The 24,290-nt window shown below is 71.5% G+C and carries 24 protein-coding genes; 8 read left to right on the top strand and 16 right to left on the bottom strand.

Annotated elements, in window-relative coordinates:
- Positions 1–20: 20 nt before the first annotated feature.
- From chvE to MKW14_RS35995, 4 genes are all read right to left on the bottom strand, one after another.
- The gene (gene chvE, locus MKW14_RS36010) at positions 21–1,130 is read right to left on the bottom strand and encodes a multiple monosaccharide ABC transporter substrate-binding protein (protein ID WP_240870291.1); all 1,110 of its coding nucleotides are present in this window, start codon (positions 1,128–1,130) and stop codon (positions 21–23) included.
- Positions 1,131–1,265: 135 nt separating this feature from the next.
- Entirely contained in the window at positions 1,266–2,237 is a 972-nt protein-coding gene (locus MKW14_RS36005) for a hypothetical protein (protein WP_240870289.1), read from the bottom strand.
- A 110-nt stretch (positions 2,238–2,347) separates the two neighbouring features.
- Positions 2,348–3,352, bottom strand: a complete 1,005-nt coding sequence (locus tag MKW14_RS36000; protein WP_240870288.1) for a zinc-dependent alcohol dehydrogenase — start codon at positions 3,350–3,352, stop codon at positions 2,348–2,350.
- Positions 3,349–4,506, bottom strand: coding sequence for a mandelate racemase/muconate lactonizing enzyme family protein (locus MKW14_RS35995; protein WP_240870285.1), 1,158 nt, complete (start codon positions 4,504–4,506; stop codon positions 3,349–3,351). Before MKW14_RS35995 ends, MKW14_RS36000 begins: the two co-directional genes overlap by 4 nt.
- A gap of 258 nt (positions 4,507–4,764) precedes the next feature.
- Here MKW14_RS35995 and MKW14_RS35990 point away from each other — a divergent pair, with 258 nt between their 5' ends.
- Positions 4,765–5,577, top strand: coding sequence for an SCO2400 family protein (locus MKW14_RS35990; RefSeq protein ID WP_240870283.1), 813 nt, complete (start codon positions 4,765–4,767; stop codon positions 5,575–5,577).
- 56 nt (positions 5,578–5,633) lie between these two features.
- On the opposite strand, the gene MKW14_RS35985 is transcribed toward MKW14_RS35990, so the two are convergent.
- Positions 5,634–6,071, bottom strand: a complete 438-nt coding sequence (locus tag MKW14_RS35985; protein WP_133041230.1) for a MarR family winged helix-turn-helix transcriptional regulator — start codon at positions 6,069–6,071, stop codon at positions 5,634–5,636.
- A gap of 112 nt (positions 6,072–6,183) precedes the next feature.
- On the opposite strand from MKW14_RS35985, the gene MKW14_RS35980 reads away from it, so the two are divergent.
- Entirely contained in the window at positions 6,184–7,182 is a 999-nt protein-coding gene (locus MKW14_RS35980; protein WP_240870282.1) for an NADP-dependent oxidoreductase, read from the top strand.
- Positions 7,183–7,741: 559 nt separating this feature from the next.
- On the opposite strand, the gene MKW14_RS35975 is transcribed toward MKW14_RS35980, so the two are convergent.
- Positions 7,742–8,893, bottom strand: a complete 1,152-nt coding sequence (locus MKW14_RS35975) for a serine hydrolase domain-containing protein (RefSeq protein ID WP_240870281.1) — start codon at positions 8,891–8,893, stop codon at positions 7,742–7,744.
- A gap of 198 nt (positions 8,894–9,091) precedes the next feature.
- On the opposite strand from MKW14_RS35975, the gene MKW14_RS35970 reads away from it, so the two are divergent.
- Positions 9,092–9,955: a hypothetical protein gene (locus tag MKW14_RS35970; protein WP_240870280.1), complete on the top strand. Its 864-nt coding sequence runs from the start codon at positions 9,092–9,094 to the stop codon at positions 9,953–9,955.
- A gap of 10 nt (positions 9,956–9,965) precedes the next feature.
- The gene (locus MKW14_RS35965; RefSeq protein WP_240870277.1) at positions 9,966–10,766 is read left to right on the top strand and encodes an EI24 domain-containing protein; all 801 of its coding nucleotides are present in this window, start codon (positions 9,966–9,968) and stop codon (positions 10,764–10,766) included.
- Positions 10,767–10,772: 6 nt separating this feature from the next.
- Here MKW14_RS35965 and MKW14_RS35960 read toward each other — a convergent pair whose 3' ends face one another.
- Together MKW14_RS35960 and MKW14_RS35955 are read right to left on the bottom strand one after the other, a co-directional pair.
- Positions 10,773–12,026: a pyroglutamyl-peptidase I gene (locus MKW14_RS35960; RefSeq protein WP_240870275.1), complete on the bottom strand. Its 1,254-nt coding sequence runs from the start codon at positions 12,024–12,026 to the stop codon at positions 10,773–10,775.
- Between the two features lie 75 nt (positions 12,027–12,101).
- Positions 12,102–12,242: a hypothetical protein gene (locus tag MKW14_RS35955; RefSeq protein ID WP_240870273.1), complete on the bottom strand. Its 141-nt coding sequence runs from the start codon at positions 12,240–12,242 to the stop codon at positions 12,102–12,104.
- A gap of 70 nt (positions 12,243–12,312) precedes the next feature.
- Here MKW14_RS35955 and MKW14_RS35950 point away from each other — a divergent pair, with 70 nt between their 5' ends.
- Positions 12,313–12,651 carry a YrdB family protein gene (locus tag MKW14_RS35950; protein ID WP_240870269.1) on the top strand — a complete coding sequence of 113 codons (339 nt, stop codon included), beginning with the start codon at positions 12,313–12,315 and terminating at the stop codon, positions 12,649–12,651.
- 9 nt (positions 12,652–12,660) lie between these two features.
- Here MKW14_RS35950 and MKW14_RS35945 read toward each other — a convergent pair whose 3' ends face one another.
- Positions 12,661–13,248, bottom strand: coding sequence for a TetR/AcrR family transcriptional regulator (locus MKW14_RS35945; RefSeq protein ID WP_240870313.1), 588 nt, complete (start codon positions 13,246–13,248; stop codon positions 12,661–12,663).
- Positions 13,249–13,351: 103 nt separating this feature from the next.
- Here MKW14_RS35945 and MKW14_RS35940 point away from each other — a divergent pair, with 103 nt between their 5' ends.
- Positions 13,352–15,799, top strand: coding sequence for a beta-glucosidase H (locus tag MKW14_RS35940; RefSeq protein WP_240870268.1), 2,448 nt, complete (start codon positions 13,352–13,354; stop codon positions 15,797–15,799).
- Positions 15,800–15,870: 71 nt separating this feature from the next.
- Here the strand turns inward: MKW14_RS35940 and MKW14_RS35935 are convergent, their stop codons facing one another.
- Both MKW14_RS35935 and MKW14_RS35930 read right to left on the bottom strand, forming a co-directional pair.
- Positions 15,871–16,842 (bottom strand): aldose epimerase family protein, encoded by a 972-nt coding sequence (locus MKW14_RS35935; RefSeq protein ID WP_240870267.1) that lies wholly within the window; start codon positions 16,840–16,842, stop codon positions 15,871–15,873.
- 15 nt (positions 16,843–16,857) lie between these two features.
- Positions 16,858–17,745 carry an SGNH/GDSL hydrolase family protein gene (locus tag MKW14_RS35930; protein ID WP_240870311.1) on the bottom strand — a complete coding sequence of 296 codons (888 nt, stop codon included), beginning with the start codon at positions 17,743–17,745 and terminating at the stop codon, positions 16,858–16,860.
- 257 nt (positions 17,746–18,002) lie between these two features.
- Here MKW14_RS35930 and MKW14_RS35925 point away from each other — a divergent pair, with 257 nt between their 5' ends.
- Entirely contained in the window at positions 18,003–18,497 is a 495-nt protein-coding gene (locus tag MKW14_RS35925; RefSeq protein ID WP_240870266.1) for a DUF3145 domain-containing protein, read from the top strand.
- Positions 18,498–18,586: 89 nt separating this feature from the next.
- On the opposite strand, the gene MKW14_RS35920 is transcribed toward MKW14_RS35925, so the two are convergent.
- The 5 genes from MKW14_RS35920 to fasR all read right to left on the bottom strand — a co-directional run bounded on the left by MKW14_RS35920 (position 18,587) and on the right by fasR (position 23,529).
- The gene (locus MKW14_RS35920) at positions 18,587–19,882 is read right to left on the bottom strand and encodes a beta-ketoacyl-[acyl-carrier-protein] synthase family protein (protein WP_240870264.1); all 1,296 of its coding nucleotides are present in this window, start codon (positions 19,880–19,882) and stop codon (positions 18,587–18,589) included.
- Between the two features lie 83 nt (positions 19,883–19,965).
- The gene (locus tag MKW14_RS35915; protein ID WP_015660680.1) at positions 19,966–20,214 is read right to left on the bottom strand and encodes an acyl carrier protein; all 249 of its coding nucleotides are present in this window, start codon (positions 20,212–20,214) and stop codon (positions 19,966–19,968) included.
- 81 nt (positions 20,215–20,295) lie between these two features.
- Positions 20,296–21,294 carry a ketoacyl-ACP synthase III gene (locus MKW14_RS35910; RefSeq protein WP_240870262.1) on the bottom strand — a complete coding sequence of 333 codons (999 nt, stop codon included), beginning with the start codon at positions 21,292–21,294 and terminating at the stop codon, positions 20,296–20,298.
- A gap of 22 nt (positions 21,295–21,316) precedes the next feature.
- Entirely contained in the window at positions 21,317–22,234 is a 918-nt protein-coding gene (locus MKW14_RS35905; protein ID WP_240870260.1) for an ACP S-malonyltransferase, read from the bottom strand.
- An 89-nt stretch (positions 22,235–22,323) separates the two neighbouring features.
- Positions 22,324–23,529 carry a fatty acid biosynthesis transcriptional regulator FasR gene (gene fasR / locus MKW14_RS35900; protein ID WP_240870258.1) on the bottom strand — a complete coding sequence of 402 codons (1,206 nt, stop codon included), beginning with the start codon at positions 23,527–23,529 and terminating at the stop codon, positions 22,324–22,326.
- Positions 23,530–23,625: 96 nt separating this feature from the next.
- Between fasR and MKW14_RS35895 the strand changes: the two genes are divergently transcribed.
- The gene (locus MKW14_RS35895) at positions 23,626–24,285 is read left to right on the top strand and encodes a pirin family protein (RefSeq protein WP_240870310.1); all 660 of its coding nucleotides are present in this window, start codon (positions 23,626–23,628) and stop codon (positions 24,283–24,285) included.
- The last annotated feature ends 5 nt before the right edge of the window (positions 24,286–24,290 follow it).

Genomic DNA, 24,290 nt, shown 5'->3' with positions numbered 1-24,290 from the left:
CAATCAGTAGATGGGCGGGGTTACTTGAGTTCGGCCTCGGTGTAGTAGCCGCCCTTGACGAGGACGTCCTCGTAGTTGGTCTTGTCCACGCTCACCGGCTGCAGCAGCATGGCGGGGACGACCTTGGTGCCGTTGTCGTAGGTCTTGGTGTCGTTGGTCTGGGGCGTCTTCTTGTTGAGGACGTCGTCGACCATGGCCGCGGCCACGTCGGCGAGCTTGCGGGTGTCCTTGTAGACGGTCTGCGTCTGCTGGCCCGCGATGATCGACTTCACCGAGGCGAGCTCGGCGTCCTGTCCGGTGATGACCGGCAGCGGCTTGCTGGCGGAGCCGTAGCCGTCCGACTTCAGGGCGGCGAGGATGCCGATGGAGATGCCGTCGTAGGGCGAGAGGACCGCGTCGACCTTGGCGTTGGAGTACGTGGAGGTCAGGATGTCCTCCATGCGCTTCTGGGCGGTGGCGCCGTCCCAGCGCAGGGTGGTGACCTGGTTGAGGGCGGTCTGCTTGGACTTGACCACCAGCTGCTTCTTGTCGATGTACGGCTGCAGCACGCTCATCGCGCCGCTGAAGAAGTACTTGGTGTTGTTGTCGTCGTTGGAGCCCGCGAACAGCTCGATGTTGAACGGGCCCTTCTTGCCCTTGTCCAGACCGAGCTTCTGGATGATGTACGTGCCCTGCAGCACGCCGACCTTCTCGTTGTCGAACGAGGCGTAGTAGTCGACGTTCTTGGTGCCGAGGATGAGGCGGTCGTAGGCGATGACCGGGATGTTGGCCGACGCGGCCTCCTGAAGCACGTTGTTCAGGGACTTGTTGTCGATGGCCGCGATGATCAGGCCCTTGACGCCCTGCGTGATCAGGTTCTCGATCTGCGAGACCTGGGTGTCGGGGTCGTCCTCGCCGTAGACCAGCTTGGTCTTGTAGCCCTTGGCCTTGAGGTCCTTGACGACGTTGTTGCCGTCGGCGATCCAGCGCTCGGAGGACTTGGTCGGCATCGCGATGCCGATGGTCCCGCCCTTGGTGCTGCCGGCCTTCTCCTTGCTGCCGCCCGAGCTGTTCTGTCCACAGGCGGACAGCGTGAGGGCCAGCGAGGCGGCTCCGGCTATGGCGGCGAACGCGGCTCTGCGAGTACGCATGATCATCATCCTTGAAGTCGGTGGGACGGGGCTCGGTCCGGTGGCGCGAAGGTGCGTGAGCGGTGCGGGGAGACCGAGGACGTGTGGGATTCTGTGGCGCTTCGTCTGCTTTTGTGAAGAGCAGTGTCCGGAACGTTATGCGGGGGTTTCGAACCTGTTGAGCGTTCCGGGCAGTCGGGAGCCCAGGGGCGCCATGTCGCCGTCGGCTCCGTGCCGGGCGAGGAGGTCCAGGGCGAGCCGTCCCCGGCGCACCCGCTCCCGTGCGGTGGCCAGCGTCAGGTCCCGCAGGTGGTGCCCGTACGGGTAGATGCCGGGGCTCTTGGACAGGCCGAACTTCAGGTACAGCGGTGCGCCGCGGCGGATCAGCTCGGCGACCTCGTACATCCGGATGTAGCCGCCGAGGTCGTCGGGGGCCTCGATGTACATGTCCATGGGGGCGGCCGACACCCGCCGGATCTCGGTGAGATGATCCAGCGTCAGATCGCTGGGCACGTTGAGGGAGTCGGCGCCCAGCCGCTCGTACACCGCGTACGAGGCGGGGTTGACCGGGCCGATCAGCGCCGAGACCTTCAGGGTGGTGTCCGCCGGGATGATCCCCGCCTCGCGCGCCCGGTGCAGCGTCCACAGCACGCCCTCGTCGGCGACGAGCAGGCACTTGACGCCCAACTCGGTTGCCCTGACAGCGTCTTCGACGCATCCGGCGACGGCGTCGTGGCCCCGGGCGCGCAGTCCGGCGCCCCGTGAGTCGGAGCGCACCGAGCCGCCGATGTCCCAGGTGCCGCGCGGGCCGGTGAACAGGCAGAGCTCGATGTCGCGTTCGGCCGTCGCCTCGACCATCTCGGTGATCTCGGCGTCGGTCAGCATCCACACCCCGCTGCCCTGGCTGATCCGGTGGATCGGCACGTCCAGGCGCGAGGACTCCTTGAGCACGACGGCCAGTGCTTCGGGCCCCTCGCACGAGGGGATCTCGGTGCGCCACTTGCCGCCGCCGGGGAAGGTGTGCGGAGAGGCGTCGGCGGGGTCGAGGGCGGGCGCGCCCAGACCGAGGGCGGTGAGCGGCTGCTCACCGGGTCGGCGGGCCGCCGTGGCGGAAGCGTCGGTCGTCACAAGCTGTCCTTCGTGTTCGATATGTCGGACGAGGTTCGCGGCTCAAGTCATGGGGGGCTGGGTGTACGCCGGTACGGGGGCCGTCAGGTCGCCCCCGTACCGGCGTACGTCTAGGGGCGGAGCAGCACCTTGCCCACCTTCGGATCGCCGGACCCGACCAGCTCGATGGCCTGCGGGAACTCCTCCAGCGGCAGCTCGTGCGTGACCAGGGGCAGGGGATCGAGCAGCCCGGCCCCGAACACCCGCACCGTGTGCGCCCAGGCGTCCGGCGGTGCCCCGAAGACGGTGTGCACCTCCAGCTGCCGTACGACGAGATCGGTCGGGTCGAGACCCTCGGCGCCCGGCGCCGGGATGCCCGTCAGGACCAGCCGGCCGCCGCGCCTGAGCAGGGAGGCGGCGGTGCGTGCGGCGGACGCGGAGCCGGCGGTCTCGATCACCACGTCGAAGTCGTCGGACAGCTCCTGGTCCTTCGTACGGAAGTCGGTGGCGCCGAAATCTTTCGAAAGCGCCGCCCGGTCCGGTCGCGTCCCCACCACCAGCAGCTCCGCCGGGGAGCCCGCCTTCAGGAACTGAACGGCGAACATCCCGAGCGTGCCCGTGCCCACGACCGCGACCCGCTCACCCGGCAGCGCGTTCGCCTTGAGCGCGGCGGCCGCGATACAGGCGGCCGGCTCCAGCAGCGCGGCGGCCGTCAGATCGGCGTCGTCGGGCAGGACGTGCAGCAACCGGGCCGGCAGGGTGAGCGTGGTGGCCATGGCACCCGGCTCGGTGAACCCGGTCTCCTCGTACCCGGCCGTGCACAGCGTGGTCTCGCCCGCATGGCAACGGTCGCAGACCTGGCAGTTGCGGAAGCCCTCGCCGACCACCTTGCGGCCGACAAGACTCGAAGGCACCCCGGCCCCGACCGCCTCGACCGTCCCGGACCACTCGTGGCCCGGGGTGACCGGGTAACGGACGTACCCCTCGGGCCGGTTGCCCTGGTACACCTCGCGGTCGCTGCCGCAGATGCCGACCGCGTGGACGCGGACCAGGGCCTCGCCGGCCTCCGGCGGCCGGGGCGTGTGCTCGGTGATCCGGTGCTCGCCGGGTGCCTCGATGACGACGGCGCCGCTCACTTGGCGCCCTTGGGCTTGCGCTGCTCCCAGCCCTCGGCCCACAGGTCGAAACGGGCCTGCTGCTGCGGGAACTCGGCGGCCGCGTCCACGTCCAGCTCGACCCCGAGACCCGGCGCGTCGGAGAGGTGGAAGTAGCCGTCCACGACCTCCGGCGCCCCCTTGACCACCTTCTTGATCTCCGCGTCGGCGAAGTCGTTGAAGTGCTCAAGGATCTTGAAGTTGGGGGAGGTGAAGCCGACCTGGAGGGAGGCGGCGGTGAGCACCGAGCCGCCCACGTTGTGCGGGGCGACCAGCATGTAGTGGGTCTCGGCGGTGGCGGCGAGCTTGCGCGTCTCCCAGATGCCGCCGATGTGGCCGACGTCCGGCTGGATGATGTCGACGGCCTGGCTCTCGAAGAGCTCGCGGAACTCGATCCGGTCGTGGATGCGCTCACCGGTGGCGACCGGGATGTCGACCTTGGCGGCGACCTTCTCCAGCGCCTTCAGGTTCTCGGGCGGGCAGGGCTCCTCCAGCCACGCGGGCTTGAAGGGCGCCAGCTCGTTCGCGAGGCGGACGGCGGTGGCGGGGGAGAAGCGGCCGTGCATCTCCAGCATCAGCTCGGCGTCCGGGCCGATCGCGTCGCGCACGGCCTCGATCAGGGAGACCGCGTACAGGGTCTGCTCGTGGTCGAGCTCGAAGTGGCCGGTGCCGAAGGGGTCGATCTTCAGCGCCTTGTAGCCGCGCTCCATGACCCCCTGGGCGGCCTTGTGGTACGCCTCCGGAGTGCGCTCCGTGGTGTACCAGCCGTTGGCGTACGCCTTGACCTTGTCGGTGACCTTGCCGCCCAGCAGCTGCCAGACGGGCACGCCGAGCGCCTTGCCCTTGATGTCCCAGCAGGCCATCTCGATCACCGCGATGCCGGACATCACGATCTCACCCGCGCGGCCGTAGTCGCCGTACTTCATCCGGCGTACGAGGTCTTCCACCGCGAACGGATCCGAGCCCAGAATGTGGTTGGCCTCGGCCTCCCGCAGATAGCCGATCAGCGCGTCGGTGTGACCGAGCATCCGGGTCTCGCCGACTCCCGTGATCCCTTCGTCGGTGTGCACCTGGACGTAAGTCAGGTTGCGCCAAGGCGTCCCGACCACGTGTGTGCTGATTCCGGTGATACGCACGGAGATAGCCCCTCAGCTGTTCGAGATTTCGTCACACGTTCGAAATGCTGGCGTGACAGTAAGGACGGGGTATGGGGAGTGTCAATGGGTCGAACGCATAACGGTTTCGACACTGCTTTCGGTGCGGCTTTCGCCGGCGGTTTCGGTGCGATCGGGAGAGATGCCTCAACTCGCCACGCCGCAACGGGTGGTTCGCCACACAACCTTCACAGCCGTGACTATGAACGTGACCGGCCAGGAACTTAGTCTTCCCGCGTCATGGACTACTGCCACCCGTGCCGACGGCACCTCAACGGCGCCCTCGCCTGCCCGGGCTGCGGCGCCTCCCTCGAAGAGCTCCGCGCACAGACGGAACACGCGCGCGTGCCCGCGTACGACGGCTACGGCGACGAGGGCCCGTACGGCGACGAGGGCGACGGGGCGGAGGGTGGCGGCGCCGAGTTGGGCGGCACCGAGGACGGCGGCCACCGGGAGGCGGCAGCCCCGGCGGAGGGCCGGGCGGCGCGGCGCGCGCAGAGCCGGGGGCGTGGACGCGGACGCGGCGGTGACGCGGGGGAGGTCGACGCGGCCGCCGGTTCCACGGGTCCCGGGGGCGCCGCCAGTCGGCGTGACCGCAAGGCCGCGGCGCATCGGCGCCGGCGCCGAAGGACGCTGCTGATCGCCGCGGCGGTCGTGCTCGCCGCCGGCGGGCTCAGCCTCGCGGAGCTGGGCATGGACGCGCCCTTCTCCACCCCGAAGCCGGCCGCGGCCGGGGGCGACTCGGTGGACGGCGACGCCTCGAAGGAGACGGGCACGACAGCGAAGCCGGCGGTCGACAGGACAGGCGCGGGTGCTCCCGACTCCACGGCCGCCCCCACGACCTCCCCGTCCAAGTCCCCCAAGGACAAGTCCAAGGACGCCAAGCCCACCCAGGACACCCAGTCCGCGACGACCACCCCCCGCCCGAGCACCCCCGCCCCGACCGGCCCGGCAGCGACCCCCACCGCGACTGCGGCCCCGACGACCTCTGCCCCCAGCCCGACCCCGTCCCCGTCGCATTCCTGCACGCGATTCCTGTGGTGGTGCAGCTGAGGCTCGGGGCCGCTCTCGGCTTCAGTCCGGTTCTGGGCCTCGGGGCCGCTCTCGGGTCAGGCTGCCAGCATCCGCTGTAGCAAATCCCGCAAAGACAGGCGCTCCTCGTCGGAGAGGCCCGCGAGGGGCTCGCGGGCGAAGCGCAGGCCCTCGCGCAGCTCCCGGGCGACCCGGCGGCCCTCGTCCGTCGCCGCCGCCAGCTTCACCCGGCGGTCCGCCGGGTCCGGGCGGCGCTCCACCAGTCCCCGCGACTCCAGCCGGTCCACGATCCCGGTGACGTTGGACGGCTCGCACTTCAGCTTCTGCGCCAGCTTCCGCATCGGCAGCGGCTCCAGCGACAGCAGGCTCAGCAGCCGCGCCTGGGCCCCGGTGAGCGCGTGCTCGCCCGCCGCGTCCTCGTAGTCCGCGTAGAAGCGCGCCACGACATCGCCGATGAGCTCGACGACCTCCAGGGTCAGCGCGTCGGGCCGACGGGTCTTCGGTGTGGTGGACATGGCTCCAGGGTACCCCGTTACTTGACAACCTGAAATATTCAGCGTCATTGTTGTTTCAGGTACTGAAGTATTTGCCTCCGCAGGCACCACACACGCAAGGAAAGGCCCTGTCATGATCAACCGCGAATGGCACCTGCTCAGCCGTCCCGTCGGCTGGCCGAAGCCCGAGGACTTCGCCCTGGTCGAGACGGAGGCCCCGACGCCGGGCGAGGGCCAGGTCCTCGTCCGCAACGAGTACCTCTCCGTCGACCCGTACATGCGCGGCCGGATGAGCGCCGCGAAGTCCTACGTCGCCCCCTTCGAGCTGGGCAAGGTCATGCAGGGCGGCGCGGTCGGCGAGGTCGTCGCCTCCAACGCCGAGGGCATCGCCGTCGGCGACCACGTGCTGCACTTCTTCGGCTGGCGCGAGTACGCGGTGGTGGACGCCAAGAACGCCGTCAAGGTGGACGCGGACGCCGCGCCCCTGTCGACGTACCTCGGCGTCCTCGGCATGACCGGCCTCACCGCCTACGCCGGTCTGCTGCGCACCGCGTCCTTCAAAGAGGGCGACTCCGTCTTCGTCTCCGGCGCGGCCGGCGCCGTCGGCAGCCAGGTCGGGCAGATCGCCAAGCTGAAGGGCGCCTCGCGGGTCATCGGCTCGGCCGGCTCCGACGAGAAGGTCAAGCTGCTCGTCGAGGAGTACGGCTTCGACGCCGCGTTCAACTACAAGAACGGCCCGGTGAGCGAGCAGCTGCGCGAGGCCGCGCCCGACGGGATCGACGTCTACTTCGACAACGTCGGCGGCGACCACCTGGAGGCCGCGATCGGGCAGCTCAACCAGGGCGGCCGGATCGCCGTGTGCGGGATGATCTCCGTCTACAACAACACCGAGCCCGCGCCGGGCCCGCGCAACCTCCCCCGGCTGATCCAGACCCGCGGCCGCATCGAGGGCTTCCTCGTCGGCGACCACTACGACCTGCAGCCGCAGTTCGTCCGGGAGGTGGCCCCGTGGGTCGCCTCGGGCGAGCTGAAGTACCGGGAGACCGTGGTCGAGGGCATCGAGAACAACCTGGAGGCGTTCCTCGGCGTCCTGCGCGGCGACAACACGGGCAAGATGATCGTCAAGCTGTAGCGCCGGCTCTCCTTCTTTTGGCTTCGTTCGCCTCCGGGGGCGCTTTGTGCCGGTGTCGAGGGACCGATCGTGCTCAGCGCTGCGCGCCTCCGCGCGTTCGGCCCCTCGACACCGGCGCGCCCCCTACGGCTCTCTTCGCGGCCGGTGTCGTCGGGACAGGTGCTGTTGGTGGGCCCGTGCCGTTGGGCGGGGTTGGCCGGGGGCTGTTCCGGGGGCGGGCATCGGACGGTGCTGTGCGGTCAGTTCGCCTTCGCGCGTTCGGCGCCTCGACACCGGGGTGCCCCCTATGGCTCTCTTCGCGGCCGGTGTCGTCGGGATAGGTGCTGTTGGTGGGCCTGTGCCGTTGGGGGGTTGGTCGGGGGCTGTTCCGGGGGCGGGGATCGGACGGTGCTGTGCGGTCAGTTCGCCTTCGCGCGTTCGGCGCCTCGACACCGGGGCGCCCCCTATGGCTCTCTTCGCGGCCGGTGTCGTCGGGACAGGTGCTGTTGGTGGGCCTGTGCCGTTGGGTGGGGCTGGCCGGGGGCTGTTCCGGGGGCGGGGATCGGACGGTGCTGTGCGGTCAGTTCGCCAGTGCCGCCGTGTGGACCGCTCTGACCAGGCGTTGGTTTTCCGGGGCCGCGCCGCCCGGGAAGGCGAGGCGGCGGCGGGTGTAGCCGTAGGAGAGGCCGGTGCGGGGATCGGCGAAGGCCTGGGAGCCGCCGGCGCCGCTGTGGCCGAAGGCGCCCGCGCCCAGGAAGGGGTGCCAGGTGTCGGCGGTGGCCTGGAAGCCGAGGCCGTACGACCTGTGGGTGCGGGCCACCAGGTCGTAGCCGACGGAGTGGATCTGCCCGACCTCGGCGATCGTGTCCGGCTTCAGCAGCGGCGGCCGTTCGGCGAGTCCGCTGATCGTCGCCGCGTACATCCCGGCCAGCCCGCGCGCCGCCGCCACCCCGCCCGCCGACGCCGGCCCCTTGGCGCGCACGGTACGGGAGTTGGCGTAGTCGACCAGCGTCCCCGGGTTCGGCACATGCGTGTTGAAGGCGATCGAGCCCAGCGTGTGCGGTCCGGTCCGGGCCGCGTCCAGCGCCGCCTGCTGCTGCGGGTTCGGCATCATCGGCTGCACGGACCGGAAGCGGGACTCCAGCGCGGTAGGCAGCCCCAGGTGGAAGTCGAGGCCGTACGGGGCCCGGACCCGCTCCTCGTACACCTGCTGGAGCGTGTGCCCGGTGGCCCGCCGCACCACCTCACCGGTCAGCGCGCCGATCACCAGCGCGTGGTAGCCGAACGCCGAACCCGGACGCCAGAACGGCTTCTGGTCGGCGAGCCGCTCCGCCATCGCCCGGTCGTCGGCCATCTCCTCGGCCGTGAAGCCGGTGTCGGTGCCGACCACGCCCGCCCGGTGCGAGACCAGCTCGCGCAGCGTGACCGACCCCTTGCCCTCCGCGGCGAACTCCGGCCAGTAGTAGGTGACTTTGCGGTCCAGTTCCAGCGTGCCGTCCTGCACCAGCAGGGCCACCACGAGATGCGCGGCCCCCTTGGTCGACGAGTACACGGCGTAGAGGGAGTCGGCCTCGACACCGTCCCCCGCCCACAGGTCGACGACCCTGCGGCCGTGCACATAGGCGCACAACTGCCCTTCGTAGTCGTCCCGTTCCCCCGCGACGAACGCGGCGAACTCCTCACGCACCGACTCGAAGCCATCGGCGACGGTGCCGTGGATCTCCTTCGTCATCCGCTCTCCTCACCTGAACCGCTGCACGCCTCTGTGGGAGCTCCCCGAGATCGATACGGCGCGATGTACCTGTACGACTCAACCGCACGCGGCGAGAGTTCGCGTCACCGATGCCCCGGATGGCCCAGCACGCGGCACGCGAAGGGGGCATGCTGAGAGGGCGACCGACCGGTGACGTCCGTGAGGCGAGGAGAGCCCATGGCAACGATCCCTCCGCTCCCCAAGAGGCAGGACGTGCTGCGCATGGCACGCAACACCACCGACATCACCGGCCAACTCCTGGACACGGCCCACAACATCACCAGGATCGCCCTCAACACCTTCGACCCGCGCGACGGCTCGGGCGCCGACGTGCTGCGGGTGCTGCGCGAGACGACCGGGGCGCTGGCGGAGGCCAGCGCCTCGCCGCAGGCCCAGGAGGCCTTCTACCGCATCGTCGACACCCTCACCCGCCTCGGCACCAGCGGGGCGCCGCTAGCCGTCCACCCGGTCAGCGAACCGGCGCAGGCCCTGCTGACCGCCCTCGGCGACAGCCTGCTGCCCGTGCTGGACGCGGTGGAACCGGCCGTCGAGGAGTTCGCGGACGCCCTCGGCGACCTTCTAGAGGCGACGTCACCCGTGATCCCCGCGACGGCCGGCGTGGCCGCGGGCGCCCTGCTCGCCGTCACGCCCCTCCTGCGCGCCGCGGCCGACGTCCTGCGCGACTCCTCCCCGGAGCTGCGCCGCATCGCCGACGCCCTGACCGCCGCCCTGGCCCCCCTGATGCCGCTCCAGGTCGCCCTCGCCGAACGCGCGGCGGCCACGGGAGCGGGCGTCGTCCGCGCCACCCTCCCGCCGCTGGCCGACCTCACGGAGGCGGCCGCGGCGACGACGAAGGCCGCCGGGCCGGTGCTGGTCACCGGCGAGGAACTGGTCGTCTCGGCCCTGGAACAGCTCCAGCCCCTGCTCCTCGCGGCGGCCACGCGCGCGGGGCGGCTGGCCCGGGCGGCGGCGACACGGGTGTCGGCGGCGGTGGCACCCGCGGCCGAGAGGGGGATCGTCGTGGCGGTGCCGACAACGTAAAGTCTTCCCCATGCGCGATCTTGGGGCGGGCTTCACCTATCTCCTGAAGGGCCAACGCTGGGTGGCCGGGCACGGGAGACAGTACGGCTTCGGCCTGCTCCCGGGTCTGATAACCCTCGTCCTGTACGTGGCCGCCCTCGTCTTTCTCGCCGTGTGGGGCGAGGACCTCGTCGGCTGGTCGACCCCCTTCGCCGACCACTGGTCCAGCCCCTGGCGAGGCGTCTTCCGCGGGCTGCTCACCGCCGTGCTGTTCGCCCTCGGACTGCTGCTGGCCGTCGTCACCTTCACCGCCGTCACCCTCCTGATCGGCCAGCCCTTCTACGAGAACCTCTCCGAGAAGGTCGACCGGGACGTGTCCCCCGACGGCACGGCCCCCGAGTCCGGGCTGCCGCTCTGGCGCGAGCTGTGGATCTCGGCCCGCGACAGCCTGCGGATCGTCGTCCGTGCCGCGCTGTGGGGCGTGCTGCTGTTCGCCCTCGGTTTCATCCCGTTCGTCGGCCAGACGGTGATCCCGGTGATCGGCTTCCTCGTCACCGGTTTCTTCCTCACCGAGGAACTCACCGCCGTCGCCCTCCAGCGGCGTGGCGTCGAACTCCGCGCCCGCCTCGCCCTCCTGCGCTCCCGCCGGACCCTCGTCTGGGGCTTCGGCACCCCGCTGGCCGTCGCCTTCGTGGTGCCGTTCGTGGCGGTGTTCCTGATGCCGGGCGCGGTGGCGGGCGCGACGCTGATGGCGCGGGAACTGCTGGGCGAGGAGAGCGGGGAGGGAGAGCCGGGGGTGGACGACTCCGAGGACCAGCCGGTCACGTCCTGAAGCCGCTCACGTCCCGAAGGCCGCGTCGGCCGCCACCGTCAGGATCGCCCGCACCTGCGCCACGATGTCCAGCCGGTTGCGCACGAACTCCGGATCGGTCACCGTCCCGGTCGCCGGATCCGTGTTGCCCGCTCCGAACTGCAGCACCGGCGTGTGCACATGCCCGCCCGGCAGCGTGTCGTGCAGCCCCAGCCGGTCCCGCAGCAGGGTCGCCCGGTAGGCGATCTCGTTGGAGAGGTAGTTCCCGCCGCCCCCGGCCCGCGCCGTCGACCCCGGGGTGGGCCCGTCCGGCCGTACGACCTCCGTCGTCCCTCCCGCCGGGATCTCGGTCACCTCGGTGTGGTCGTAGACCGGGAACCGTCCCGTGTCCGCGGCCACGATCTGCCGGTACGGCAGTGTGGTCGTCGTCCACTGCGGCTGCGAGGCGGGGTCGGTCACCGGGACGGTCTCGGTGCGCGAGACGTTGTCGTTGTCCGGGAAGCCGCCCCGCCAGGCCCCGTTGGTCCGCTCCACGTCGAACCGCCCGACCCGCCCCTGGCTCACCGTGGTGAACAGGTCGACCCTCGGCAGATACCGCCGCAGCGTCCGCTCCACCGTCCCCTGCGCGAAGTCGTGCCAGCGCACCGGGAAGACGACCGTCTCGATCCGCGCCGGGCCCTTCGCGGTCCGGATCACCGTGCCGTCGAGGGCGAGCGCGGCGGCGCCGGAGGGATTGGAGATCCGGATGTCCCGGTCGAGGGTGAACGGGTCGAAGCCGGTGACCAGGATCCGCCTGAGCCCCTTGCCGTGCGGATAGCGCACGTCGGAATGTCCCCGAAAGGTCCGCTCCAACTGCTCGATCAGCGCGCTGCGTTGCGCCTCACTCAGCCCGAACCCCGGCTCCCAGGTCCGCACTTCCCGGGTCAGCCCCAGCCTGGCCCAGTACAGCGGCCGGTCGTCGTCCCGGCTCAGATCCCCGCCGGCCGGCCCGCGCCCCTGCACCCGGTCCACGGCCCGCCGCCACAGCGCCGATCCCTCGCGCACGACGATCCGCCGCGCCTGGGCGTAGGAGTGCGCCGAGCCCAGCTCCCGGGCCAACCCGGGTGCCACGGCGTCGAATCCGGACCGCCGGAGTATCTCCTGCGGCACCGCCTTGTCGAGGCGCTGTTCCTCGACGGTGGGGGAGGGGGCGGCCGCGGCGGCGCTCGCCGTCACCGGGGAGGCCACCGAGGCCATCATGGCCAGTCCGAGGATGCCGATCCGAACACGTAGGGAAATCAAGGGAGTTCGGTCCTTCCGTCGCCGTCGTGGGGGAGCGTGGTGCGGACGGTCGCAGTATCGCGTGACGGAAGTGGTCTACGCCATGGGGTGGGGCCCCTGGGGGAGACGGGCCGCCGCCTCCCGGAGCACCGCGATGAAGACGTCCGCGGCGGGCGGTGCCGTACGGCCCCGGACGGTCGCCGCGTACACCGCCCGGGCGGGCGCGTCCTCGTCCATTCAGGCCCGAGGCGCTGGTGGAGATCGAAAACGTGGCGGCGGTGCCCGCGGGCAGGTGATACTGCCGCGCATGAGGACCGCGAAGGCCGTGAACCTGGGCGTACTGTTCCTGATCGAACTCGGCGCCCTCGCGGCCGTCGGATACTGGGGCTTCACCCGTGCCGTGGCGACCCCGCTCACCTGGTTGCTGGGCCTCGGTGCCCCGGCCGTACTCGTCGTCCTGTGGGCCCTGTTCGGCTCGCAGAAGGCGTCGTACAAGACGCGTGGCGCGGTCCGCGTCGGTTTCGAGACGGTCTGCTTCGGGGCGGGCGTCGCCGCGCTGTTCGCCGCCGGGGCGACCGCCTGGGCCGTCGCCTTCGCCGCGGTCGTCGCGGTGAGCAAGGCGCTCGCCGTCATCTGGCGGCAGTAGCGCCGGAGTTCAGAGCTCCTCGGCCTCCTCGCCGAGCAGCGTCAGGAAGTCGCGGAACGCGGCCGGCATGTCCACCGAGTCCGGGTCCAGGAGCCACTGGTACTGCAGGCCGTCCATCACCGCGACCAGGAGCGGGGCCGTGCGCTCCGGCGTCAGGCCGTTCGGGAGGCGGTCGCCGTACGCGGTGCGCAGGACCGCCGCCATGCTCTCGCGCACCTGCCGGTAGCGTTCGGTGAAGTACGCCCGCGCCGGATGCCCCTCCGTCACGCTCTCGCCCAGCAGCGCCGAGAAGGTCTGGATGATGCCGGGCCGCATCGCGTTGTACTCGACCAGCGAGGCCAGCAGGTCCACCCGCCACTGCGTCGCCGGTACGGCGTCCCACTGGTCGCGCTCCTTCAGCACGGCGACCAGCACTGCCTCCTTCGTCGGGAAGTAGTGCAGCAGCCCCTGCTGGGTGAGCCCGACCCGCTCCGCCACCGCGGCCAGGCTCGCGCCCCGGTACCCGCGCTCGGCGATCACCTCCAGCGCCGCCCGCACGATCTCCGCGCGCCGTTCCTCGCTCCTGACCCTGGCGTTCATGGCGTCACCGTACGGCATTGCCACCCAGCTGATATTACGGCACCATAACGAAACCTACCGCCTTACAGGTAGCGGGTGCACGATGGCCCCCAGGACGACATGACGCGACGAGGAGGCCCCGATGGCGGGAACCACTGACACCTCTCCAGCCGACCAGGCGCGCGAGGCCGCCGTCGAGGCGGCGCTGGGCAAGCTGGACCTGGAGGCGAAGGCCCGGCTGCTGTCCGGGCAGGACGTGTGGTCGCTGCCCGCGCTGCCGGAGATCGGGCTGAGGTCCCTCGTCATGTCCGACGGCCCGATCGGCGTACGGGGCGTGCGCTGGACCGCCGACGACCCCTCCATCGCCCTGCCCTCCCCGACGGCCCTCGCCGCCACCTGGGACCCGGCTCTCGCCCGCCGCGCCGGCACGCTGCTCGCCCAGGAGGCCCGCCGCAAGGGCGTGCACGTGCTGCTCGCGCCGACCGTCAACCTCCACCGGTCCCCGCTCGGCGGACGGCACTTCGAGGCCTACAGCGAGGACCCGTACCTGACCGGACGCATCGGCGCCGGCTATGTCAGCGGCGTCCAGTCCGGCGGCGTCGGCACCACCGTCAAGCACTTCGTCGCCAACGACGCCGAGACCGACCGCTTCACCGTCAACAACCTGGTGAGCGAGCGGGCCCTGCGCGAGCTGTACCTCGCGCCCTTCGAGATCATCGTCGCCGAGGCCCGCCCCTGGGGCGTCATGACGGCCTACAACACGGTCAACGGCACGACGATGACCGAGCACGCCCGCCTCGTGAACGGCGTGCTGCGCGGCGAGTGGGGCTTCGACGGCTACAACGTCTCCGACTGGATGGCCGCCCGCTCGACGGCCGCCGCCATCGAGGGCGGCCTGGACGTGGCCATGCCCGGCCCGCAGACCGTCTACGGCCCCGCGCTCGCCCAGGCCGTGCGCGACGGCGAGGTCGAGGAGGCCACGGTCGACGCGGCCGTCCGCAACGTCCTGCGGCTCGCCGCCCGCGTCGGCGCCCTGGAGTCCGCCGAGCCCGCCGTGACCGAGCCGCCCGCCACCGTGGACGGCGAGGCGCTGGCCCGCGAGATCGCCCGCCGCTCCTTCGTCCTGGTCCGCAACGAGAACGACGCCCTCCCGCTCCGGCCCGGCACCGTCGCCCTCATCGGCGCGGCCGCCCGCGACGCCCGTGTCCTGGGCGGCGGTTCGGCCACCGTCTTCCCGGACCGGATCGTCTCCCCGCTCGACGGCCTCACCGCCGCCCTCCCCAAGGGCAGCCTCGGCTACGCCGTCGGCGCCGACCCGAACACCGAACTGGCCGTCGCCGACCGCGGCTTCGAGCTGCGCGCGGTCTGCCGGGACACGGACGGCGAGATCATCGGCACCCGCAGCACACCCAGCGGCCAGATCCAGTGGATGGGCACCGACCTCCCCGAGGGAGTCACCCACGACATCCTCCACACCGTCGAGCTGACCGGCACCTTCACCCCCCGCGACTCCGGCACGCACACCTTCGGCATCAAGGGCACCGGCCCCTTCACCCTCACCGTCGACGGCACCACGTACTACGACGACGCCCAGCGCCCCGCCGACGACAGCGACCCCTTCGAGGCGTTCTTCGGCGCGCCCGTGCCCCGCGCCGAGGTCGAACTGACCGCGGGCGAGCCGGTCGAGATCTCCCTCCATCACGTGATCGCGCTCCCCGAAGGGACCCCCTTCAAGGTCGTCGCCTTCGCGCTCGCCCACCAGGAGCCGCAGTGCGACGCCGACGAGCTGATCGCCGAGGCCGTCGAGGCCGCCCGCGCCGCCGACACGGCCGTCGTCGTGGTCGCCACCACCGACCGCGTCGAGTCGGAGGGCTTCGACCGCAAGGACCTCGCGCTGCCCGGCCGCCAGGACGACCTGGTCCGCGCGGTCGCCGCCGCCAACCCGAACACCGTCGTGGTCGTCAACTCCGGCTCCCCGGTCGAGCTGCCCTGGCGCGAGGAGGTCGCCGCCGTGCTGCTGAGCTGGTTCCCGGGCCAGGAGGGCGGCGCGGCCCTCGCGGACGTCCTCACCGGCGTCCACGAGCCCGGCGGCCGGCTGCCCACCACCTGGGGCTCCCTGGCCGACGCCCCGGTCACCCGGGTCACCCCCGAGAACGGGGAACTGCCGTACACCGAGGACGTGTTCATCGGCTACCGCGCCTGGGAGAAGGAGGGCCGCACCCCCTCGTACCCCTTCGGCCACGGCCTCGGCTACACCGAGTGGAGCTACGAGTCGGTCCAGGTCGAGGGCGACAGCACCGTGCGGGTCCGGGTCAGGAACACCGGCGGGCGCGCGGGACGGGAGGTCGTCCAGGTCTACCTGGCCCCGGCCGAGCCCGGCCCCGGGCGCCCGGCCCGGTATCTGGCCGGCTTCGCGGGCGTCGAGGCCGCACCCGGCGAGAGCGCCGAGGCGGTCGTCACGCTGCCCCGCCGCGCCTTCGAGATCTGGGACGAGGCGAGCGACTCGTGGTCGTTTGTGAAGGGTTCGTACGAGATCCAGGTGAGCCGCTCGATCACCGACCGCCGCCTCACCGCGACGATTAACGTCTGATCCGGGACAAGCCTCCCCCCAGACAGCCCCGGCCCGGGACCTGACCCCTGGGCCGGGGCTCACACGTGCGGTCAGCGCGCCCCGAAGCCGTACGCCGTCTCCGAGCGGAACACCCCGCCCGGGCGCAGCACCGTGCTCGGGAAGTCCGGGCGGTTCGGCGAGTCCGGGAAGTGCTGGGTCTCCAGGGCGACGCCGTCACCCGGGGCGAAGGGCTCGGGCAGGTGGTCGGCGGTGTAGAGCTGAAGGCCGGGTTCGGTGGTCGTCACGGTCAGGACGCGGCCGGACGCCGGGTCGTGCAGCTCGGCGACCTCGCGCGGGGTCTGCGTCACCCCGCCGACGAGCACGAAGTTGTGGTCGTAGCCGGTGCCCGTCTTGCGTGACTGACGGAAGTCGAACCGGGTGCCGGCGACGTCCGCGAGCTCACCGGTCGGGATCAGATCGGCGTCGACCGGGGTGTAGCGGGAGGCGTCGATGCGCAGTTCGTGGCCGGACGCGGTGCCGGAGCCGGCCAGGTTCCAGTACGAGTGGTTCGTCAGGTTCACGATCGTCGGCGCGTCCGTCACCGCCTCGTACCCGATCCGCAGCGAGCCGTCCGCGTCCAGCGTGTACGTCGCCGAGACCTCCAGCCGGCCCGGGAAGCCCTCCTCGCCGTGCGGGCTGACCCGGGAGAGCCGCACCCCGTGCTCCACCGGCTCCACCTCCCACACCCGCTTGTCGAAGCCGTGCCCGCCGCCGTGCAGGGAGTTGGGCGCGTTGTTCGGCTCCAGGGCGTAGGTCACCCCGTCCAGCGGGAAGCGGGCGCCCGCGATCCGGTTGGCGTAGCGGCCGATCAGGGCGCCGAAGTAGGGGCCGGGACAGCCGAGATACCCGTCCAGGTCGGCGAACCCCAGCACCACGTTCGCCCGGTGGCCGGCGCGGTCCGGGATCTCCACCGACTGCACGATCCCGCCGTACGACAGGATCCGCACCCGCACGCCGGCCCGCTCCAGGGTCCAGCGGTGGACCGGGGTGCCGTCGGGAAGTGTGCCGAAGTGTTCGTTCATGAGCGGAACCCTAAGTCACGTGCCTGTCAGGCGTCCTTTCGCGGTGACCGCGCGGTAGGCGATCTCCGCCAGTTGGGCCTGTCCGTTCACGCTCGGGTGGAACCAGTCCCAGTGGCTCAGCTGGCCGGTGCCGAACCGGTAGTCGTACACCGCGTTGCCGTCGAAGCGGCAGCGGCGGTCCTTGGCGCACACCTCCTTCAGCACCTTGTTGTAGTCCTCCACGCGCTTCTGCACGGTGTCCCGGCGCAGGGTCGCCGCCGAGTCCAGCGCGTCCGCGTCGCCCAGCATCGAGGGGCAGATGCCGAGCTTCCAGATCTGTTTGCCCAGCGCGTTGGTGCGGCCCTCGGACCACAGCCGCTTCAGGTTCGGCACGCTCGCCACGTACACCTGGGTCTTCGGCAGCCGCCTGCGCAGCGAGGTCAGCGCGTCCTGGAAGTCGGCCCGGAACTCGGCCACCGGGGTCATCGCCGAGGTCGAGCTGCGGCAGGCGTCGTTGGCGCCCACCATCACCGTCACCAACTGCGGCCGCTTCACCACCGCCTGCGCGATCTGCCCGGGCAGGTCCGTCATCCGGGCCCCGGTCACCGCGTAGTTCCAGCTCCGCTCGGCCGCCTCCGCCCGGCCCAGCAGCCGGACGGCGAGACTGTCGACCTTGGTGTCCGTACCGGTCGCCCAGGACACCTCCGGGCAGTCCGACAGCACCGCGCACGCGTCGAAACCACGGGTGATGGAGTCGCCGACGGCCGCGACGGAGCTGGGGCTGACGTCCCAGGACGGCGTCGGACTCGGGCGGTGCGTGGGCGCGGTCGCGTCGCCACCGACGGCGTCGCAGCCGGCGACGCCCAGAACGGCCGCCGCCGTGACGGCGAGCGCGGCCCGCGAACGGTGGCTCGGCTTCCGCATCCGCTGCTGTTCCCCTCGGTCGACGTACAGGGAGGTCCCCCTCATGACAACGCCCGGGAGTTCCCGGACCCCGCAGCCTGCAACGGTTCGCACCCGTACAAGCGTCCTGCCGGGTGAATGGCGGGCGTTTCGGCGCATCGGGACCGACGGTACGTCACACTCCTTGCGCCGCCGCACGGTAGCCTCGCCATCAAACGTGGCCCCGGCCACAACCGTCCGCCAGTTCGCAAGATGTCCCGCTCTGCCCGGAGGTCCCGGTGACGACACGTGGAGTTCTGTACGTGCACTCCGCGCCGCGCGCGCTGTGCCCGCACGTCGAGTGGGCCGTGGCCGGGGTGCTCGGCACACGCGTCAACCTCGACTGGATCCGGCAGCCGGCCGCGCCGGGCACCTGGCGCTCGGAGTTCTCCTGGAAGGGCGAGGTCGGCACCGCCTCCAAGCTGGCGTCGGCGCTGCGCGGCTGGCATCTGCTGCGCTTCGAGGTCACGGCCGAGCCCTGCCCCACCGCCGAGGGCGAGCGCTACAGCTGCACTCCCGAACTGGGCATCTTCCACGCCGTCACCGGCATCCACGGCGACATCCTGATCCCGGAGGACCGGCTCAGGGCGGCGCTGGTGCGCTCCCAGCAGGACGAGACGGACCTGGAGGCCGAGATCGCCAAACTCCTCGGCAAGCCGTGGGACGACGAGCTGGAGCCGTTCCGCTACGCCGGCGAGGGCGCACCGGTCCGCTGGCTGCACCAGGTGGTCTGAGTTCCCGTACCCGATGCCGAAGTACCGAAGGGCCCTCACCAGCCGGTGAGGGCCCTTCCGTTGGGTACGAGGCGGCGTACGCGCGGTTCTCAGACCGTCCGGAACGCCAGGACCACGTTGTGCCCGCCGAAGCCGAACGAGTCGTTCAGCGCGGCGATACGGCCCTCCACGGGCAGCTTGCGGGCCTCGCCGCGGACGACGTCGGCGTTGGCCTCCGCCTCCGGGTCGAGGTTCTCGACGTTGATGGTCGGCGGGGCGAGGCGGTGGTACAGCGCCAGCACGGTCGCGACCGTCTCGACACCGCCCGCGCCGCCCAGCAGGTGACCGGTCATCGACTTGGTCGCGGAGACCGCCATGTGGTCCGCGTCGTCGCCGAACACCTTGCGCAGCGCCTTGAGCTCGGCGATGTCTCCGGCCGGCGTCGAGGTGGCGTGCGCGTTGACGTGCACGATCTCCGCCGGGTCCAGGTCGGTGCGCTCCAGCAGGTTCTGCAGGGCGTGCGAGATGCCCCGGCCCTCCGGCTCGGGCTGCACGATGTCGTGGCTGTCGGCGGAGATGCCCTGTCCGACCGCCTCGGCGTACACCCGGGCGCCGCGCGCGGCGGCGTGCTCGGCGGACTCCAGGACGATCACGCCGGCGCCCTCGCCGAGGACGAAGCCGTCCCGTGCGACGTCGTAGGGACGCGAGGCGCCCTCGGGGTTCTCGTTGTTCTTGGACATCGCCATCATGTTGCCGAACGCGGCGATGGGCAGCGGGTGGATGGCCGCCTCGGTGCCGCCGGCGACGACGACGTCGGCGCGGCCCGTGCGGATCATCTCGATGGCGTAGCCGATGGCCTCGGCGCCGGAGGCGCACGCGGAGACCGGCGTGTGCACGCCCGCCCGGGCGCCCACCAGCAGACCCACGTTGGCGGAGGGGCCGTTGGGCATCAGCATGGGCACGGTGTGCGGGGAGACGCGGCGGACGCCCTTCTCCTTCAGCACGTCGTACTGGTCGAGGAGGGTCGTCACACCGCCGATGCCGGAGGCGATGACGGTGCCGAGGCGGTCCGGGTCGACCTTGCCCGCCGCGGAAGCGGCTGATGTTCCAGTCTCACCGGCCTTGCCCTCGAAGCCGGCGTCCGCCCAGGCCTCCTTGGCCGCGACCAGCGCGAACTGCGCCGAGCGGTCCAGGCGTCGGGCCTGCGGCCGCGGGATGACCTCGGTGGGTTCCACGGCGACGGGCGCGGCGATGCGGACCGCCTGGTCGGCGGCCCACTCCTGCTCCAGGGGCTTCACACCGGACTTGCCGGCGATCAGGCCCTCCCAGGTAGAGGCTGCGTCGCCACCCAGCGGTGTGGTTGCGCCGATACCGGTGACGACCACGGTGCGATTGGTCGAGCTCACGGGAATTCTTTCTCCAATTACGAGGATTAAGCGGCGCCACCGCCGGGTGGCGGGGCCGGTCAGCGTCCGACCCGAGCAGGAACTCAGGCCTGGTGCTTGAGGATGTAGTCGGTCGCGTCGCCGACGGTCTTGAGGTTCTTCACGTCCTCGTCCGGGATCTTGACGTCGAAGCGCTCTTCGGCGGCGACGACGACCTCGACCATGGACAGCGAGTCGACGTCCAGGTCGTCGGTGAAGGACTTGTCCAGCTGGACGTCCTCAACCGGGATGCCGGCGATCTCGTTCACGATGTCGGCGAGACCGGCGACGATCTCTTCCTGAGTGGCGGCCATGTCAGGCGCTCCTTCTATGTGATCCAGAGGGTTTGGCAGTGCTCTGCGTCTCCGGACCGTTCGTGATCCGGCACGCAGTGCCTAGGGGAGGGTAACGACAGTCGCGGCGTAGACGAGACCCGCCCCGAAGCCGATGACGAGCGCGGTGTCGCCGCTCTTCGCCTCACCGGTCGCCAGAAGCCGCTCCATCGCGAGCGGAATCGAGGCGGCCGAGGTGTTGCCGGTGGTGCGCACGTCACGCGCGACCGTGACGTGCTCCGGCAGTTTCAGCGTCTTCACCATCGAGTCGATGATCCGCTCGTTGGCCTGGTGGGGAATGAAGACGTCCAGGTCGTTCGCGGTGATTCCGGCCGCGTCCAGCGCCTGCTGGGCGACCTTCGCCATCTCGAACACGGCCCAGCGGAACACCGCCTGGCCCTCCTGCGTGATCGCAGGGAACTTGCCCGTGGAGCTGTCGTACTCGGTCCACGGCACGGTCTGCTTGATGGTCTCCGACTTGTCGCCCTCGGAGCCCCAGACGGTCGGGCCCATCGCGGGCTCGGTGGCCGGGCCCACCACGACCGCGCCCGCGCCGTCGCCGAACAGGAAGGCCGTGGCCCGGTCCTCCAGGTCGGTGAGGTCGGACAGCCGCTCCACGCCGATGACGAGCACGTACTCCGCGCTGCCCTCGACGATCATGCCCTTGGCGAGGGTCAGGCCGTAGCCGAAGCCCGCGCAGCCCGCCGAGATGTCGAAGGCGGCGGCCTTGTCGGTGCCGAGCTTGTCGGCGATCTCGGTCGCCACGGCCGGCGTCTGCTTGAAGTGCGAGACCGTCGACACGATCACGCCGCCGATCTGCTCGGCGGAGATGCCGGCGTCGGCGATCGCCTTGCCCGACGCCTCGATCGACATGGCGGCGACGGTCTCCTCGTCGTTCGCCCAGTGCCGGGTCTGGATGCCGGAGCGCGAACGGATCCACTCGTCGGAGGAGTCGATCGTCTCGAGGATCACCTCGTTCGGCACCACACGGGTGGGACGGTAGCCGCCCACGCCGAGGATGCGCGCGTACGGGGCGCCCTTGCTGGGCTTGATCTTCGACATGTTCGTACGGCTCCTTAGGGCGTCAGGCCTGAACGTGCTCGGCGATGAGCGCGCGGGCCGCGTCGAGGTCGTCGGGGGTCTTGAGCGCGAGGATCTTCACGCCCGGCAGCGCGCGCTTGGCGAGGCCGACCAGCGTGCCGCCGGGACAGACCTCGATCAGGGCGGTGGCGCCGAGCTCCTGGAAGGTCTCCATGCACCGGTCCCAGCGGACCGGGTTGGCGACCTGGCCGACCAACCGCTCCAGCACCTCGGCGCCGGTGGCGACCGTCTGCCCGTCCTTGTTGGAGACGTAGGCGACCTTCGGGTCGGCCGGGGTGAGGTCGGCGGCGGCCTTCGCCAGCGCGTCGACCGCGGGAGCCATGTGGTGCGTGTGGAACGCGCCGGCGACCTTCAGCGGGACGACCTTGCGGACGCCCTCGGGCTTGTCCTCGTTCAGCGCGGCGAGCTGCTCCAGCGTGCCCGCGGCGACGATCTGGCCGGCGCCGTTGACGTTCGCCGGGGTCAGGCCCAGCTTCTCCAGGTGCGGGACGGTGACCTCGGGGTCGCCGCCGAGCAGCGCCGACATCCCGGTCTCGGTGATCGCGGCGGCGTCGGCCATCGCCAGACCCCGCTTGCGGACGAGGGTCAGCGCGGCGGTGTCGTCGAGGACGCCGGCGAAGGAGGCGGCGGTGATCTCACCGACGGAGTGACCGGCGACGGCCCCGGGCTGGATGTCACCCAGTGCCGCGGCGGACAGGATTCCGGCGGCGACGAGGAGCGGCTGGGCCACAGCCGTGTCCCGGATCGCGTCCGCGTCGGCCTGGGTGCCGTAGTGGGCGAGGTCCAGTCCGATGGCGTCCGACCAGGCGGCGACGCGGTCGGCGGCACCGGGCAGTTCGAGCCAGGGAGTCAGGAAGCCGGGCGTCTGGGCGCCCTGGCCGGGAGCGACGAGTACGAGCACTCTCACACTCTCTCTTGAGGGCGGCCCGGGCCGCCCGTGGGGACAGGGACGAAGAACACGAGGGGGTTTTGTGGGCCCCCGACAAAAGACTAGGCGGGGAGATCCCCATCGGCCAGACGCCCCAGGATCAGCGCGATGCGCAGGGTGAAAGCGGAGCGTACATCAGAGGGTGACCAACCGGTGACGTCAGTCACACGTCGAAGCCGGTAGCGCACGGTGTTCGGGTGAACGAAGAGCATCCGGGCCGCGCCCTCGAGACTGGACGCCTGTTCGAGATAGACCGACAGCGTCTCCAGAAGGGCGGAGCCGGCCTCCTCCAGCGGTCTGTAGATCTCCTCCACCAACTGCTCGCGCGCACTCGGGTCACCGGCGATCGCGCGTTCCGGAAGCAGATCGTCCGCCAGCACCGGGCGCGGCGCGTCCTGCCAGGCGGAACACGCCTTGAGCCCGGCGGCGGCGGCCTGCGCGGACCGGGTGGCGGCCAGCAGGTCCGGTACGACGGGTCCCGCGACCACGGGTCCGGCCGCATAAGGGCCGATCAGCGACTTGGCGACGCCGAGCGGGTTGTCGCTGCCGCCGGCGATGACGACGAGCCGGTCGCCGAGCACCCCGGTCAGCACCTGGAGCTTGGCGTGCCGGGCGGCACGCCGGATGGCCTCCACCGTCAGCTCGGAGTCCCCGTCCGGGGCGGTCCCCAGCACGACACAGACATGTTCGGGCGCGTTCCAGCCGAGGGCGGCCGCCCTGCTCACCGCCCCCTCGTCGGCCTCCCCGCTGAGCACCGCGTTGACGACGAGCGACTCCAGCCGGGCGTCCCAGGCACCGCGTGCCTCGGCGGCCTGGGCGTAGACCTGGGCGGTGGCGAAGGCGATCTCACGGGCGTAGACGAGCAGGGCCTCGCGCAGCACGCTCTCGTCGCCGGGCGCCGCCACCTCGTCGATGGCGGACTCCATGACCTCGATGGTCGTGCGCACCATCTCCACGGTCTGCCGCAGCGTGATGGCCCGGGTCAGTTCGCGCGGCGCCGTCCCGAACACGTCCGTGGAGATGGCCTGCGGGGCGTCGGGGTGCCGGAACCACTCGGTGAAGGCGGCGATACCGGCCTGGGCGACCAGCCCGATCCAGGAACGGTTCTCCGGGGGCATCGCCCGGTACCACGGCAGCGTCTCGTCCATCCGCGCGATGGCCTGCGCGGCGAGACTCCCGGAGGACTTCTCCAGCCGCTTCAGGGTCGCCGCGTGCGGATGGACGTCGGACCGGGTGGCTTCGGGCTTGCTGGCTTCGGGTTCGGGCACGGGGACAAGACTGCCTCATCCGGACGGAAGTGTGCCGAGCAGGGTTGCGGGTGACGGCCGCACAGCTCCCGCCGCGCCGCTACCTTGGGGTACGTGATGGACGTACGGCGCGCTGCGGAGCGCTATCCCGGGGGCGACGCGGCGGCCGGCATCGAGTCCTGGCACGCCTTCTCCTTCGGCCCGCACTACGACCCCGACAACCTCCGCTTCGGCGCGGTCATCGCCTGCAACGAGGAGCGGCTGGCCCCGGGCGCCGGCTTCGACGAACACCCGCACAGCCACACGGAGATCGTCACCTGGGTGGTCGAGGGCGAGCTGACCCACCGCGACTCCCAGGGCCACGAGACGACCGTCCGCCCCGGCGACGTCCAGCGGCTGAGCGCGGCGGCGGGGGTACGGCACGTGGAGCGCAACGACGGCCCCGCCCCCCTGACCTTCGTCCAGATGTGGCTGGCCCCCCTGCGGCCCGGCGGCGACCCGTCGTACGAGATCGTCCGCGGCATCGCCGACTCCACGCCCTACGCGGTCCCGGAGGCGGCCGCGATGCTCCACGTGCGCCGCCTGACGCAGGGGGAGCGCACCGCGGTCCCGGACGGGGCGTTCGTGTACGTACACGTGGCGCGCGGCGACGTGACCCTGGACGGCGTGGAGCTGGGGCGGGGGGACGCGGCCCGGCTGACGGACGCCAAGGACCTGGAGGCGGTCGGGGTGACAAACGCGGAGCTGCTGATGTGGGAGATGGCGACCGCGCCCTGAAGGGG

This window comes from Streptomyces gilvus, from assembly GCF_022513565.1.
Taxonomy (GTDB): Bacteria; Actinomycetota; Actinomycetes; order Streptomycetales; family Streptomycetaceae; genus Streptomyces; species Streptomyces gilvus.
This window is presented reverse-complemented; position numbering and strand designations above follow the sequence as displayed.